General features: G+C 75.3%; 13 protein-coding genes. 5 read left to right on the plus strand and 8 right to left on the minus strand.

Annotated elements, in window-relative coordinates; genetic code table 11:
* Nucleotides 1-806: 806 nt before the first annotated feature.
* On the minus strand, nt 807-3194 hold the full coding sequence (afsK, locus tag AC5K6T_RS29720; protein ID WP_493213955.1) for a protein serine/threonine kinase AfsK: 2388 nt from the start codon (nt 3192-3194) through the stop codon (nt 807-809).
* 359 nt (nt 3195-3553) lie between these two features.
* Entirely contained in the window at nt 3554-4276 is a 723-nt protein-coding gene (gene kbpA, locus AC5K6T_RS29725; protein WP_493213956.1) for an AfsK-binding protein KbpA, read from the minus strand.
* Between the two features lie 134 nt (nt 4277-4410).
* Here kbpA and AC5K6T_RS29730 point away from each other — a divergent pair, with 134 nt between their 5' ends.
* The gene (locus AC5K6T_RS29730; protein WP_493214299.1) at nt 4411-5046 is read left to right on the plus strand and encodes a TetR family transcriptional regulator; all 636 of its coding nucleotides are present in this window, start codon (nt 4411-4413) and stop codon (nt 5044-5046) included.
* A 544-nt stretch (nt 5047-5590) separates the two neighbouring features.
* Here the strand turns inward: AC5K6T_RS29730 and AC5K6T_RS29735 are convergent.
* Entirely contained in the window at nt 5591-6043 is a 453-nt protein-coding gene (locus tag AC5K6T_RS29735) for an Lrp/AsnC family transcriptional regulator (protein ID WP_493213958.1), read from the minus strand.
* An 82-nt stretch (nt 6044-6125) separates the two neighbouring features.
* On the opposite strand from AC5K6T_RS29735, the gene AC5K6T_RS29740 reads away from it, so the two are divergent.
* Nucleotides 6126-6743, plus strand: coding sequence for a LysE family translocator (locus tag AC5K6T_RS29740; protein WP_493213959.1), 618 nt, complete (start codon nt 6126-6128; stop codon nt 6741-6743).
* Here AC5K6T_RS29740 and AC5K6T_RS29745 read toward each other — a convergent pair.
* Together AC5K6T_RS29745 and AC5K6T_RS29750 are read right to left on the minus strand one after the other, a co-directional pair.
* On the minus strand, nt 6738-7190 hold the full coding sequence (locus tag AC5K6T_RS29745; protein ID WP_493213961.1) for a nitroreductase family deazaflavin-dependent oxidoreductase: 453 nt from the start codon (nt 7188-7190) through the stop codon (nt 6738-6740). The two genes, AC5K6T_RS29740 and AC5K6T_RS29745, sit on opposite strands and share 6 nt — an antisense overlap.
* A gap of 41 nt (nt 7191-7231) precedes the next feature.
* Nucleotides 7232-8626 (minus strand): acyl-CoA dehydrogenase family protein, encoded by a 1395-nt coding sequence (locus AC5K6T_RS29750; RefSeq protein ID WP_493214300.1) that lies wholly within the window; start codon nt 8624-8626, stop codon nt 7232-7234.
* Nucleotides 8627-8962: 336 nt separating this feature from the next.
* Here AC5K6T_RS29750 and AC5K6T_RS29755 point away from each other — a divergent pair, with 336 nt between their 5' ends.
* Both AC5K6T_RS29755 and AC5K6T_RS29760 read left to right on the plus strand, forming a co-directional pair.
* A complete protein-coding gene (locus AC5K6T_RS29755; protein WP_493213962.1) occupies nt 8963-10126 on the plus strand; it encodes a thiolase C-terminal domain-containing protein in 1164 nt (387 codons plus the stop codon).
* 251 nt (nt 10127-10377) lie between these two features.
* A complete protein-coding gene (locus AC5K6T_RS29760; RefSeq protein WP_493213964.1) occupies nt 10378-11043 on the plus strand; it encodes a pyridoxine/pyridoxamine 5'-phosphate oxidase in 666 nt (221 codons plus the stop codon).
* A 240-nt stretch (nt 11044-11283) separates the two neighbouring features.
* Here the strand turns inward: AC5K6T_RS29760 and AC5K6T_RS29765 are convergent, their stop codons facing one another.
* The 3 genes from AC5K6T_RS29765 to AC5K6T_RS29775 are packed head-to-tail and all read right to left on the minus strand — an operon-like array spanning nt 11284 to nt 12745.
* Complete coding sequence (locus AC5K6T_RS29765; RefSeq protein ID WP_493213966.1) at nt 11284-11883, minus strand: GNAT family N-acetyltransferase; 600 nt, start codon at nt 11881-11883, stop codon at nt 11284-11286.
* An 8-nt stretch (nt 11884-11891) separates the two neighbouring features.
* A complete protein-coding gene (locus tag AC5K6T_RS29770; protein ID WP_493213967.1) occupies nt 11892-12296 on the minus strand; it encodes a Zn-ribbon domain-containing OB-fold protein in 405 nt (134 codons plus the stop codon).
* A complete protein-coding gene (locus tag AC5K6T_RS29775; RefSeq protein ID WP_493213968.1) occupies nt 12293-12745 on the minus strand; it encodes a DoxX family protein in 453 nt (150 codons plus the stop codon). Before AC5K6T_RS29775 ends, AC5K6T_RS29770 begins: the two co-directional genes overlap by 4 nt.
* A 411-nt stretch (nt 12746-13156) precedes the next feature.
* Here AC5K6T_RS29775 and AC5K6T_RS29780 point away from each other — a divergent pair, with 411 nt between their 5' ends.
* Nucleotides 13157-14356, plus strand: coding sequence for a flavin-containing monooxygenase (locus AC5K6T_RS29780; protein ID WP_493213970.1), 1200 nt, complete (start codon nt 13157-13159; stop codon nt 14354-14356).
* The last annotated feature ends 464 nt before the right edge of the window (nt 14357-14820 follow it).

Below are 14820 nucleotides of genomic sequence, written 5' to 3' on the forward strand. Positions count from 1 at the left end.
GCGTCCCCGGCCCGCGTGGCGGGTGGCGCGGACCGGGCGTAGCGTCTGCCGTGAGAGCAGCGAGGAGGCCGAGCGCGGCCCGGGACGTGCGGGATCCGGCGCGAGGCTTTCGCCCCTCCCCAGCGACGGCCGCCGTCCGGCCCCTTCCGTGTCCCGGTACGACGGCCGTCCCCCCGTGCCCGAGTACGACGGCCGTCCCGCCGTGCCCGAGTACGACGGCCGTCCCGCCGTGCCCGAGTACGACGGCCGTCCCGTCACGCGCCGGTACGGCGGCGGTCCCGTCACGCGCCGGTACGGCGGCGGTCCCGTCACGCGCCGGTACGGCGACGGTGCCGTCACGTGCCGGTACGGCGGCCGTCCCGTCACGTGCCGGTACGGCGGCCGTCCCGCGGCGCCGGGCCGGGGGCGTGGGCGTGACCTGACCCGTCGGCGGGCTGTCCGCGCACCGGCGCCCGCGGGCTTCCCTGCCGGTGTGCGTGCCCGCACCCCTGACCGCACACGTCAGCAGGCATGTGAGCGCACGGGTGAGCGTGCAGTGAGCACATCCGTGATCGCATCCGCGGTCGCATCCGCGGTCGCATCCGTGATGGCATCCGTGCTCGCATCGGTGAGTGCCGTCGTGAGTGCCCTCATGAGGGCCCTCGTGGACGCGCACGTGACTGCCTCGTACCGGCGTCGCCGCGGCGGTACCGGCGCCACCGCGGCAGCCGTCGGAGGCGCCCCCGGCGGGCTCCGCGCCGGGCGCCGCGCCGGGTCGGCCCCTGGTGGGCGCGAGGGGGTGGGGCGGCTGGGGTGGCCGCCCCCGGTCAGGTCGTACGGGCTGTTCCGGTGCCCTTCTCCGCGTCGAGCGCGTACACGCAGCGGTCCTTGCTGCAGGCGTAGACGATGCCGTCCCGGACGACGGGCGAGCCGGTGATCTCCCCGCCGGTGGCGAGTTTCCAGCGCAGGCGGCCGTCGTCGGCCTTGAGGGTGTAGAGGAGGTGGTCGGTGGAGCCGAAGTGGATGCGGCCCTCGGCGACGGACGGGGTGCCGACGATGTCGCCGCCGGCCTGGAAGCGCCACTTCGGGGTGCCGGTGACGGCGTCCAGGGTGTAGAGGCCGTTGCCGCTGCCGACGTGGACGTGTCCGGCGGCGACGAGCACCGGCTCGATGGAGGCACGGCTCTCGGTGGCGATGCGCCAGCGGTCGCGGCCGTCGGTGGCGTCGAGGGCGTAGACGGTGCCGAGGTAGTCGGCGAGGTACACGCCGCCGCCCGCGACGGCGGGGCCGGGGGCGTGGGCGGGCGGGCTGAGGAACACGGCGGGCGCCTCGAAGTGCCATCTGACGTGGCCGGAGGCGATGTCGACGGCGAGGACGCGGGTGCCGGCGCTGATGTAGACGTGGCCGTCGGGGGCGGGGGTGAGACGGACGGGGACACCTCCGCAGGAGGCGGCGTCCCCGATGGGGTAGGACCAGCGCTCGTCGCCGGTACGGGCGTCGAGGGCGCGCAGCCGGGCGTCCTGCCAGACGTAGACGGTGCCGTCGTGGACGGCCGGGCCCGCCTCGGGGGACTCGAAGTCGGTCTGCGCTCCGGTGATCTCCCAGAGTTTCTGCCCGCTCGCGGCCTCCCAGGCCTGCACGCCGCCGCCGCGGGTGCCGGTGACGACGGTGCCGCGGTCGGCCTTCAGCGAGTACACCCACGCGTCGGTCTGCAGGCGCCACAGGTCGGCGCCCTCCCGGGCGTCGAGGGCGAAGAGGCTGGGGCCGTCCGAGGCGTGGATGCGGCCGTCGGCGACCGCCATGGACCAGGCGACGTCGCGGGTCTTGAAGCGACGGCGGCCGGTGGCGACGTCGAGGGCGTGCACTTCGAAGGAGGTGACGTAGACGAGGTCGCCGGCGACGGTGGGGGTGCCCCAGACGTCGTTGGACATGCGGAAGCGCCACGGGCGCCAGCTGCCGGGCGGCTCGGGGGCCGGGGCGGGCGGCTGGGCCGGGGCGGGTGCGGTGCCGTTGGCGCCGGGGCGGGGTCTGGACCAGGAGGCGACGAGGCCGGCCTCGGGCGGGGGTGCCTTGACTGCGGCGGCGCGGGCGTCGGCGACGCGCGGCCCCGGGCCGATGGCCAGGGCGGCGCCGGCCAGGCGTACGGGGCTGTCGTCGGGCGCGCCGTGCGGGGCGCCGACGGGGGCGGGCGGCACGGCCGGCGGGTGCTGCGGCGGGGGCGGGGCGGGAGGCCCGCCAGGGTGCCCGGCGGGAGGCCCGCCGGGGTGGCGGCCTCCGGCGCTGCGGCCGCCCCCGGCCGGGGCGGGCTTGGGTGCGAGGCGGCCGCCGCGGCGGGTCTCGATGAGGGCGACGGCCTTCTCGGGCAGCCAGGCGGAGGCGGTGCCGCTGTCGTCGGAGCCGGAGCCGAACAGGTGGGGGGCGAGCTGGGCCTGGAGGTCGGCGGGGGTGGGCCGGCCCGGGGCCTCCATCTGCATGCAGGACTCGATGAGGGGGCGCAGCTCCTCGGGCAGGCCCTGCAGGTCGGGGCCCTCACGCAGCAGCATGAAGACCGTCTCGACCGGGTTGGCGCCGTGGAACGGCGGGTGGCCGGTGGCGGCGAAGACGAGGGTGGAGCCGAGCGAGAAGACGTCGCTGGCGCCGGTCACGCTGCGGGAGTCCTTGGCCTGCTCGGGCGACATGTAGGCGGGGGTGCCGACGGCCACGTTGGTCATCGTCAGACGGGTGTTCGACACGCCGGACGCGATGCCGAAGTCGATCACACGGGGGCCGTCCTCGACGACGAGGACGTTGGACGGCTTGAGGTCCCGGTGCACGAGCCCGGCGCCGTGGATGGACTGCAGAGCCTCGGCGATGCCTGCCGCGAGCCAGCGCACGGCCGGTGCGGGCAGCGGCCCGCAGTCGTTGACCAGGTCCTCCAGCGAGGGCGCCGGGACGTAGGCGGTGGCCAGCCAGGGCACCGCGGCGCGCGGGTCGGCGTCCACGACGGCGGCCGTGTAGAAGCCGGAGACCGCGCGGGCGGCCTCCACCTCGCGTGTGAAGCGGACGCGGAACAACTGGTCCTCGGCGAGTTCCGTGCGGACCGTTTTGATCGCGACCCGCCGGCCGGACGCCGAGCGCGCCAGATAGACCAGCCCCATACCGCCGGCCCCCAGCCGTCCGAGCACCTCGAACGGCCCGATGCGCCGCGGATCGTGCTGCGTCAGCTGATCCACCACTTGCCTGCCACCTCCCCGTACGGGTCGCGCACCCCACCTGGGTACGCCACCCCGTGCAGCGTCTCACCACCGCACCGCCGCGGCGGCACGCACCCCGATTCTTCCTGGCCGAGCCCCGGGTTGCGAACCCGGGGAGAAGACGGGTGTCAGGGTGCAAAACAGTGCAAAAGTGGCAGCCGAGTGCTTGTCGGTCGCCGGGTCGCGCCCTGCCGGCCGGTGAGCCGGGGCGTCCCGGGCGCGGCGGTCAACCCGTTCTACGGTCGTGCCCCGCCGGCCGGCGAGCCGGGGCCGCGGCCCTGCCGGCCGGGCGGCTACCCGACGGGCCCGGGCCGTGCCGTGCGGCCTGCGAGGTCCCCCGGTCAGCGGGCCAGGACGGCGAACGACGCCCCCTGGTCGTCGGTGACCACCCCGACGGTGCCGTACGAGGTCGTGAACGGGCCCGCCTGGACCCGCCCGCCGAGCCGGTCCACGTCGGCCAGGGCCGCCGCGCAGTCCTCGACCCGGAAGTGGACGAGGAAGTGCGGGGGCATCTCGGCCGGGAAGACGTCGGTGACCGGGGCCCGGCCGAAGTCGGGCTCGGCGCCGGGCCCGAACAGGGCGTCGCGGAAGAGCTCGCCGTAGAACGCGTTGGCGGCGGCGGTGTCGCGGGCGTACAGCTCGGCCCAGACGAACGCCCCGGGCTCGCGGCGCACGCCGAAACCGGGGTGGCTGCCGGGCTGCCAGAGACCGAACACGGCGCCTTCGGGGTCGGCGGCGAGCGCGGCCGTGCCGAGGTCGCCCATGGGCATCGGGACCGCCACCACCTGGCCGCCCGTCTCGCGGATGCGCCGGGCCAGGGCCTCGACGGCCGGGGTGGCGAAGTACACCGTCCAGACGGTGGGCATCCGCCCGTCCGTCTTGTGGGCGAGCGCGGCGACCGGCTCGCCGGCCTTCAGGGCCCGGACGGAGCCGCTGTACCACTCCTCGAAGGTCCATCCGAAGAGCTCACCGTAGAACCGCTGCCCCGCCCGCAGGTCGGGGAGCTGGGCATCCACCCAGCAGGGGACGCCCTCCGTGTACCGCGATGCCCTGTTTTCGGCCATACAAGAAAAGTAACGGCCGCTCACGCAGCGCGCAGACCAGGCACGCCTTCCTCCGATCCGCTCTGCACCCCATTTGCAGTCGGCCGAATCGCGCTCCGATCACCCCTCGGTAAGCTGACGGCATGACAGGACAAGTGCGTACCGTCGACGGCCGCGTTGCCGGTCGACGCGGGCAGGCGACGCGGCAGAAGCTGCTCGACTGCCTCAGCGAGATGCTCAGCTCCTCTCCCTACCGGGACGTCAAGGTCATCGATGTCGCCCGGAAGGCGGGCACTTCGCCCGCGACCTTCTACCAGTACTTCCCGGACGTCGAAGGCGCCGTCCTGGAGATCGCCGACCAAATGGCGGCCGAGGGCGCCGGGTTGACGGAACTCGTCGAGGGCCGCAGCTGGGTCGGCAAGGCCGGCTGGCAGACGGCACAGGAACTCGTGGACGGATTCCTGGAGTTCTGGCGCAAGAACGACGCGATCCTCCGCGTGATCGACCTCGGGGCCGCCGAGGGCGACAAGCGCTTCTACAAGATCCGTATGAAGATCCTGAACTCGGTGAACAACTCCCTCGTGGAAGCCGTCGCCGAACTCCAGTCCAGGGGCAGGGTCGACAAGGACGTCAACCCGGCCGCCGTGGCGGGCTCCCTCGTGGCCATGCTCGCTGCCGTCGCCTCGCACCAGAAGGGCTTCACGTCCTGGGGCGTCAAGCAGGCCGAACTCAAACCGAATCTGGCCCTGTTGGTCTATCTGGGCGTCACCGGCAGGAAGCCCACGAGGTAGGGCCGCCGAGCCTGCCGCGCGGACCCTTCCCGTCCCCTCCCCCGTCTTGTCAAGCGCCCCGCGAGGGGCGCGGGGATCGTGTGAGGGACCTCCCCGCCGCCGCCCCGCCCACCCGTGAGCCGGGCTCCGCCTCGGGCGGGCGGCTCGGCCGGCCGGCGGCGCCCCCGCGGGGCACTCCGGCCCGCCCTGCGGCGCCGCGGTACCGGCCGCGGCAGGAGCCGCACGCGCTCCGCCGGAGCCGTACCGGCCGGATACGCCGTTACCAGTCGGATACGCCGTTGCCGATCGGATACGCCGTTACCGGTCGGACGAGACAAGCCACGCGGGTCGGCCCTGTCCCGCGGGCCGCGGTACGAGTCGTCCGCACGCCTCCTTCCACCTCACATGTATCCAGATACCACACATGTTCCATGCACCCTATATGCCCTATATGCCCAACAGGCCGCACAGGCGCCGAACAGGCCGCGCCGGGACCCGGCTCCGCGGCCACCCGAAGGCTCCGGGCCGGCCCCGTCGCCGCGCGCTCGGTGCCGCGCTCTCCCGCTCAGGCGGGCAGGGGCCGGTCCCGGACCACGTGCTTCATCACGAGCGTGGACGTGAGGCGCTGCACGCCCGGCAGGGTGGCGAGGCGTTCGTCGTAGAGGCGCTGGAAGGCGGCGAGGTCGGCGGTGGCCACCCGCAGCAGATAGTCGGGGTCGCCGAACAACCGCTGGGCGTCCAGGACGTGCTCGACCTCGGTGAGGGCCCGTTCGAACTCGACGACGGTGTCCCGGTCCTCCTGCCGCATGGACACGAACACGAGCGCCTCGAAGGTCAGCCCGACGGCCGTCGGCTCGACCACCGCGCGGTAGCCGCTGATCGCCCCGGACCGCTCCAGTTCACGCACCCTGCGGTGGCACGGCGACACACTCAGCCGCACCCGGCCCGCCAGCTCGGTGACGGTCAGCCGCCCGTCCTGCTGAAGCTCGGCAAGAATCTTCCGGTCCATGTCATCCATGAGGTAGATCTTCCCTCAGTTTATGCGAAGCCGGGAAAATTTCGGCAACACTTTCGGGCCATTCACGCATAGCGTTCCCGCCATGGACTCGGGAGCTCTTCTTTCCTTCCTCGCGATCGACCTGCTGCTGGTGTGCGTGCCGGGCGCCGACTGGGCGTACGCCATCGCCGCCGGGCTGCGCGGCCGGTCGGTCGCGGCGGCGGTCGGGGGCCTCGTCTCCGGGTACGCGCTGCACACGCTGCTCGCGACGGCCGGCCTGGCGGTGCTGGTGGCGGGCTCCCCCGCGCTGCTCACGGCGCTCACGGTGGCGGGCTCCTGCTATCTGGTGTGGCTCGGCTGGGGGGTGCTGCGGCGCCCGGGTGTCCCCGACGCGGACGAGGAGGCGGTGGACGGCGGCCGGACCGGGGTCTTCCTGCGCGGAGCGGCGATCAGCGGCCTGAACCCCAAGGGTCTGCTGCTCTATCTCTCGGTGCTCCCGCAGTTCCTCTCCGTCGGGGGCGGGCGGCTGCCGGTGCCGGCGCAGACCGCCACGCTGGGCCTGCTGCACATGGCGTGCTGCGCGGCGGTGTACGTGACGGTCGGCGTGCTGGCGCGCGCGGTGCTGGCCGCCCGCCCCGCGGCAGCGCGGGCGGTGACCCGCACCTCCGGCGCGGCGATGCTGGGGATCGGCACGTTCCTGCTGGTGCAGCACACCCTATGAAGGCGCCCTCGGCGTGACCCGGAACAGTCGGATCTCGCGCTCCACCCGCGCCTGGTAGGTGGCGTACGGCGGCCAGAACTCCACTGCCGCCCGCCAGGCCGCGGCCCGTTCCGGTCCGGTCAGGAGACGGGCCGTGACGGGGACGTCCCGGCCGTTCCAGCTGATCTCGGCGTCCGGGTGGGTGAGCAGGTTGGCGGTCCATGCGGGATGCCCGGCCCGGCCGAAGTTGGAGCCGACCAGCAGCCAGCGGAGTCCGCCTTCCTCGGGGATGCAGGCCAGCGGGGTGAGCCGGGGCAGTCCGCTGCGGGCGCCGGTGGAGGTGAGCACCAGACCCGGCAGCAGTCGGGCGCTGAGCAGCAGCCTTCCCCTGGTCAGCCGGTGGACGGCCCGGTCCAGGGCGGGGATGAGGTGCGGGGCGGCCCGGGCGAAGCCGCGCGTGGAGGACACCCTCTGCACCCACCGCAGGACCCGCCCTCCGGGGCGGCCGCTCACCGCGCGGCCTCCGTCCGGGTGAAGAGCCCGGCCGTGTCCGCGGCGTGGGCGCGCAGCCGGTGGACGGGGCCGAGGAGCAGCGCGTCCCCGGCCGCCCTCTTGAAGTACAGGTGGGCGTCGTGCTCCCAGGTGAAACCGATGCCGCCGTGGAACTGGATCGCCTCGGAGGCGGCGAGCCGGAGCGCGTGCAGGGCCTGGGCGAGGGCGAGGGGGCCGGCAGCGGGGTCGGCGTCGGCGACGGTGGTGGTGGGGGCCGCAGAGGTGGCGGTGGTGGGGGCGGCAGAGGTGGCCATGGTGGGGGCGATGGCTGTGGCGTCGGCCGGGGTGCCCGTGGCGGAGCCGGTGGCACAGCCGGTGCCGGAGGCCGCGGGGCCGGCAGCGGCGCCCGGGCCTGACGGCACGGTGGCGTGGTGGCCGGCGGACGCGGCGGCAACAGGGGCCCGGTCGCTCGCCCAGGCGGCGTAGCAGGCGGCCGAGCGGGCGGCCTCGACGGCCACATGGACGTCGGCCAGCCGGTGCTGGAGGGCCTGGAAGGACCCGACGGGCCGGCCGAACTGCTCACGGTGCCGCACGTGGGTGACGGTGAGCTCCAGTGCGCGCGCGGCGGCGCCGACGGCCTCGCAGGCGAGGAAGGCGGCGGCACCGGCGCCCACCCGGGCGAGGGCCGTGCGCACCTGGGCGGCGTCGTCCTCGCCGAGAAGCTCCGCGGGGACGTCGCGCAGGTGCAGCCGGGCCCGGGGCCGGGTCGCGTCCAGCGCGGTCTGCCGTACGCGGGTCAGGCCGGGGGCGTCGCCGGGGACGAGGTAGAGGAGGGTGCGGGAACGGGTGTAGCCGCCGGTGTGGGCGGGGACGAGGAGCAGGTCCGCGCTGTGCCCGTCGAGGACCTGGCCGGTCCCGCCGTACAGCCGCCAGGTGCCCGCCTCACGCCGCGCCTGCACGCCGCCGGCCCGGCCGCCTCCGGACCAGGGGCCGTCGTTGCGGCGGGTGAGGGCGAGGGCGGTGGCGAGCACGCCGCCGGGCGCGGCGAGGGCGGCGGTGAGGCTGCCGTCGGCGAGCAGCGGCAGCAGCTTCTCGCGCTGGAGGCGGGAGCCGAGGGCCAGCAGGGCGGGGGCGGCCAGAACGGTGGTCGCGAGCAGCGGGGAGGGCAGCAGGACGCGTCCGGTCTCCTCGCCGGTGAGGGCGAGGTCCGCGGTGGTGCCGCCGGCTCCGCCGCAGGACTCGGGCAGGGCCAGGCCGGGCAGGCCGAGCTGCCGGGCGAGGGCGGACCACAGGGCGCGGTCGTACCCGTCGGGTGTGTCCACTGCTTCGCGCACGCCCGTGGGGTGGGCGTGCAGCAACTCCCGCAGGGCGCGCCGGAACTGGTGCTGCTCGGGTGTGAGGGCGGTGTCCACGAAGACCCCAATCTGACGGGCCGTCATCTTAGGTCGGCGGAGACGGAATGCGAAGGGGCCGGACGGCGCGACCGCCACCACGGCCGTCACCGCCACCGCGACCGTCACCACCGCCGCGACCGGACCACCGGTACGGCCGGACCACCACTACGGCCGACGCCCGGTCGCGATCGGCACCGCGTCCGTCACCCGGGGGGCGCCCGGGAGGAGCCCGGGAGGAGCCCGGGGCCGCCCAGGGGTGCTCGGGGGGCGCCGGCATTGCGGCTGGGCGCCCCCGGCCGGGCGTCCTGCCGGACGTCTCGACCCGGCACCCGATCTGACGTACCGTCACTTCTCATGCCGGATGCTGCTGCGATCGTGGGTGTGGCCCTCTCCTCGTGCGGCCGGGTCGACGACGCGACCCCGTACGCCCTGCACGCCGAGGCGGCGCGGCGGGCGCTGGCCGACTCGGGGCTGGACCGGTCGGTCGTCGACGGGTTCGCCTCGGCGGGCACCGGAGTGCTGGCGCCCGTCGAGGTCGCCGACCATCTGGGGCTGCGGCCGACCTGGGTCGACTCCACGTCCGTGGGAGGCGCGACCTGGGAGGTGATGGCGGCGCACGCGGCCGACGCCATCACCGCGGGACACGCCCGCGCCGTTCTGCTGGTGTACGGCTCCACGGCCCGCGCCGACGTCCGCGCGGGCCGCCGCGGCGGCGAGGTGTCCTTCGGCGCGCGCGGGCCCGCCCAGTTCGAGGCGCCGTACGGGCTGACGCTGATCGCCAAGTACGCGATGGCGGCCCGGCGTCACATGACCGAGTACGGCACGACGGTGGAACAGCTCGCCGAGGTCGCCGTACAGGCCCGGGCGAACGCCGCGCTGAACCCCGACGCCCTGCACCGCGACCCGCTGACCGTCGACGAGGTGCTGTCCGCGCCGATGGTCGCCGACCCCTTCACCAAGCCGCACTGCTGCCTGCGGTCGGACGGCGGGGCGGCGGTGCTGCTGGCCGCGCGGGAGTACGTCCGTGACTGCCGCACCCGCCCGGTGTGGATCCTCGGTACGGGCGAGCACGTCTCCCATTCCGCGTTGTCGTCCTGGCCCGACTTCACCGTCTCACCGGCCGCGGTGAGCGGCCCGCTGGCGTTCGCACGGGCCGGGGTGCGTCCGGCGGACATCGACCTCGCCGAGATCTACGACGCCTTCACCTACATGACCCTGGTGACGCTGGAGGACCTCGGCTTCTGCGCCAAGGGCGAGGGCGGGGACTTCGTGTCCGGGGGACGGCTGCGGGTGGCGGGGGGCGCGCTGCCGGTAAACACCGACGGCGGCGGCCTCTCCGCCCAGCACCCCGGTATGCGGGGCCTGTTCCTGCTGGTCGAGGCCGTACGGCAGGTGCGCGGCGAGGCGGCCGGGCGCCAGGTCCGGCGGGCGGACGGCTCCCTGCCCGAACTCGCGGTGGCGTCGGGCACCGGTGGCTGGTTCTGCTCCTCGGGGACGGTGGTGCTGGGGAGGGGATGACCGGGCGCGGGGCGGACGGGCGCCCGGGGGAGGGGTGAGCCGTGGCCGGTACGGGAGCGGGCCGACGCGGCGCGACGGGCGACGCGAACGAGGGAGGCGAGGCGGTGCGGCGACGGAGGCGGTGCGGCGAGGGAGGCGAGGCGGCGAGGGAGGCGAGGCGGCGAGGGGGGCGAGGCGGTGCGGCGGGTGCCGTCCCGCGCTCCGCCGGGGGCGCGCCTCGTCCCGCGGCCCGCCCGGGGATACTGCGGGGCATGGCACAGGATCTCCATGAACTGCTGCGGTCGTTGCGGGTGTGGGACCCGGGGTTCACCACGCTGGCGCCGTTCGACCCGGACGCGGCACCCGACGAGCCGCTCGGTCTCTTCGCCCGCTGGATGGCGCAGGCGGTGGCGGCCGGGCAGCCCGAACCGCACACGATGAGCCTGGCCACGGTGGACGAGGACGGCCTGCCCGACGTACGGACCGTGATGCTGCACGGCGCCGACGCCGACGGCTGGTCCTTCGCCACCCATGTGACCAGCCGCAAGGGCCGCCAGCTCGCCCGTCACCCGTACGCCGCACTCGGGTTCTACTGGCCCGCGCAGGGCCGCCAGATCCGCCTGCGCGGCCCCGTGCGGACGGCTCCGCCCTCCGCCTCGCACGCCGATCTGCTGGCCCGCTCCACCGGCGCTCTCGCCGCGGCGCTCACCGGTCGCCAGAGCGAGCCGCTGGACTCGGTGGCCGACCTGACGCGGGCCTCCGAGGCCGCCTGGGAACGCGCCCGCGCCGAGCCGGAGGCCGAGGCCCCCACCTGGACCCTGTACCACCTGGACCCGGACGAGGTGGAGTTCTTCCAGGGCGACGGACGCCGCCGTCATGTACGCCTGCGCTACCAGCGCTCCGGACAGCACTGGGACAAGGGCCTGCTCTGGCCGTGACGGGCGCGGCCGGCGCCGCGGCCGGAGCAGGCCGGGCGGCACCGGCGGCCCCGCGGACGGCGGCGGCCCCGCGGACGGCGGCGGTCGCGGGGACGGCGGCAGCGGCGGTCCGCCCGAGGGCCGGGGCGGTCGGGCAGCGGTCGGCTCGGGCGGTCGCTACCGTCCGCCGGGCGGCCGGCCCGGGCAGTCCGCGCCCCGGCAGTGCGCGCCCGGGCGGTCGGGCCGACGGCTCGGACGGTGTCAGCCGGCCGGGTCCGGGTCGGTGGCCAGCCGGGCGTGCAGGTGCACGTCCCGGAAGGCCGCGCGGTGCTCGTCCGCCCACATCGCGCCGCGCAGAGTGCCTTCGTAGCGGAAGCCGCAGCGTTCGGCGATGCGGCAGGAGGCGTCGTGACCCACCGCGTGGCCGAGTTCCAGGCGGTGCACGTCGAGGCAGGTCAGCGCCCACCGGGCGGCGACCCGCAGGGCCCGGGAGGCCACGCCGCGGCCGCGGGCCTCGGGCAGCACCCAGTAGCCGACCCGGGCCGAACACGTGACGTGGTCGATCATGTTGACGCCGAGCTGGCCCAGCGTGGCGCCGCTGTCGGCGTCCGTCACGCGAAAGGTGACGTCGGTGCCGTCCGCCGCGCCCCGCGCCTTGGCCCGTAGCGAGTCCCGCGCGGCGGCGAGGTCGGCCACCGGCCTCAGTGGGGTGTTCCAGCGCCGGAACTCCGGGTCGGTCAGCCCGCGCAGCCAGGCCTGCGCGTCCGCCGGGGAGGAGGCGTCCCAGGGCAACAGCCGCAGGCCGTGGCCGGCCGGGCCGGAGACGGGGCTGGTGAGGAACCGTGCAGGCGTCGACGTCATGCACCCATTCAAGCGAGCCCGCGCCCCGGCCGGTCGGGCGGCCCGAACACCGGCACACCGTCCTGGAAGCGCGCGTCCAGCTCCATGCCCGCCCGCAGCGCACCCGCCGCGCACCCCACGATCAGCGTCGCCATGCGAGGCCCCTCGGCGAGGTCGACGACCGCCACCACGTACGGGGTGCGCTCCCGGAACGGCGGCAGGTCGCTGCGGTGCACCTCGGACCACGAGTAGAGCGTGGCCCGCCCGCTCGCCTCCTGCCACACCACGTCCTCACTCCAGCAGAACGGGCAGAACTCCCGCGGGTGATGGTGGGCCCGGCCGCACTCACGGCACCGGCGCAGCAGCAGCCGGCCGTCCGCCGCCGCCTGCCAGTAGGGCCGGGAGAAGGCGTCCGTCTCGGGAACCCCGGTCACCCGAACCACCCCAGCGCGCCGTCCAGCGACCATGCCTGCCACGACATCCCGAACAGCGCCACCACCGATATCAGCGCCATCATCGCGTTCTGCCCCTGTTCCGCCCAGTCGTGGACCATGAGGGCGAAGTACAGGGCGTTGAGCAGCAGTCCGCCGACGAGGGCGACCGGTGTCAGCAGACCCGCGACCAGCCCCAGGCCGAGGGCGAGTTCCACGTAGACGACGACGTACGCCATCACCCGCGGGCGGGGCGCCACCACGGTGCGGAAACCGGAGCGGACGGCCGCCCAGCGGTGCTCGGCCGCGATGCCCGCCGCCCACGCGATGCCGCTGCCCCGCTCGAACCACGCCTTCTTGTCCTTGTGCCGCCAGCTCTCCAGCCACCACAGCCCCAGCCCGACGCGCAGCACGGCGAGCCACTCCGCACCGGTCAGCCAGATCGCGTCCACGCCCGCGCCCCCTGTCTGCGTGCCGCCCAGAACAGAACTGACGGTACGTCAGTTCGGGAACGGCGGGAAGACGCCGAGGGGCCGCCGGGAGATCCGTGGCCGATTCCGGGAAGCGGCGGAGCGGCGCCGGGGATCGGGCAGGGGCCGGACGCGGGAAGGCGGTTGGGCGCGGGTGGAGTTGAGCGAGAAGGGCGCGAGAACGGCGCGCGCGGAGGGCGCCGGAGGGACGACCGGGCGGCGCACCCCGGGCGGCGCGCGTCAGGCAGCGCGCGTCAGGCAGCGCGCGTCAGGCGGCCGGGGAGGTGTCCGCACGGTGCGGTCACGCGTCAACGCCCCACTCGTGACCATTCCGCAACCAATTCCGGTCTTGACCGAGACCCATCAACGCCCTTACTGATTACGCTCGCGGACATGTCCGACTCCATACCGTCCGCACCCCTCACGGCTCCGCCCGCCGAACGCCCCGTCTACGTCGTCGGTGGCGGCCCGGGCGGGCTGGCCACGGCGCATGCCCTGCGCGCCCGGGGCATACGCGCAGTCGTGCTGGAGCGGTCCGACGCCGTCGGCGCGTCCTGGCGCCGCCACTACGACCGGCTGCGCCTGCACACCACCCGCCGGCTCTCCGCGCTGCCGGGACTGCCGATGCCCCGCCGGTTCGGACGGTGGGTGACGCGGGACGACCTGGTGCGCTACCTGGAGAAGTACGCCGAGCACCACGACCTGGAGATCGTGACCGGTGTCGAGGTCTCCCGCGTGGAGCGCTCGCCGGACGGCACCGGCTGGCTGCTGCACGCCACCGGCGGCCGTCTGCTCAGCGGTGCCGCCGTCGTCGTCGCCACCGGATACAACCACTCCCCCCTGATTCCCGACTGGCCGGGCCGCGAGGCCCACTCCGGCGACTTCCTGCACGCCTCCCGCTACCGCGACGCCGAGCCGTTCGCCGGCCGGGACGTGCTGGTCGTCGGCGCCGGCAACTCGGGTGCCGAGATAGCCGTCGACCTGGTGGAGGGCGGCGCGAAGCGGGTACGGCTGGCCGTGCGCACCACCCCGCACATCGTCCGCCGCTCCACGGCCGGCTGGGCCGCGCAGTACACCAGTGTTCTCGTCCGGCGCCTGCCGGTGCGCCTCGTGGACGCGCTCACCGGGCCGCTGACCCGGCTCGCCGTCCCCGACCTCGCCGCCCACGGCCTGCCCCGCCCCGGCAGCGGGCTCTACCTGCGCGCCGCCCAGGGCGCGATCCCGGTACAGGACACGGGCCTGATCGACGCCGTCCGCAAGGGCCGGGTGGAGGTGGTCGCCGCCGTCGACGCCTTCGACAGCGGCGACATCGTCCTCGCCGACGGCTCCCGCCTCACGGCCGACGCCGTCATCGCCGCCACCGGCTACACCCACGCGCTGGAAGGCCTGGTCGGTCACCTCGACGTCCTCGACGCCCGCGGAAGACCCCGCACTCGCGGTGCCCGCACCCTGCCCGGCGCACCCGGCCTGTACTTCACCGGCTTCACCAACCCCGCCAGCGGCATGCTCCGCGAACTCGCCCTCGACGCCCCGAAGATCGCCAAGGCCATCGCCAGGCAGGCCGGCTCGGAGGTCTCCCGCCTGCCCAGGTGACCGGCCAGACACGACCACACCCTCCGGCACGTCTCGGGCCGAGGAGCAGAGCACCCGCTCACGCACCACCGCAACGCCCCCGCCCGGAACGGACCTGGAGCAGACTCCCGTCCCCCGCCCCCGCCGTCCGCGCACGGGAGGGGGCCGGGCAGGTCAGCGCCGGTACGAGCCGGCCGTGATGCCGCCCCGCCCGCCGTCCGCGGCGGGGCGGTTCCGTGTCCGCGCCGGGGCCGTCCGCCCCGAAGCCGCCCCGTGTCCGCGCCGGGGCGGTCCCGTCCCGGCGGCGACCGCGGGACGGACGGCCGCAGACCGTCGACAGGTACACCCGGACGCGGGTCTCGCGACGCCCCGAGCGTTCCCCTCCCTTCTCCCTCGAAATGTTTGCGCGTCCTAGCAGTTCCTGACGTTGTGTCCATTCAGTAACCTGACAGAGCGTCAGTTACCGAGCTGTCACGACAGGAGCG

The organism is Streptomyces sp. B8-7, assembly GCF_058833805.1.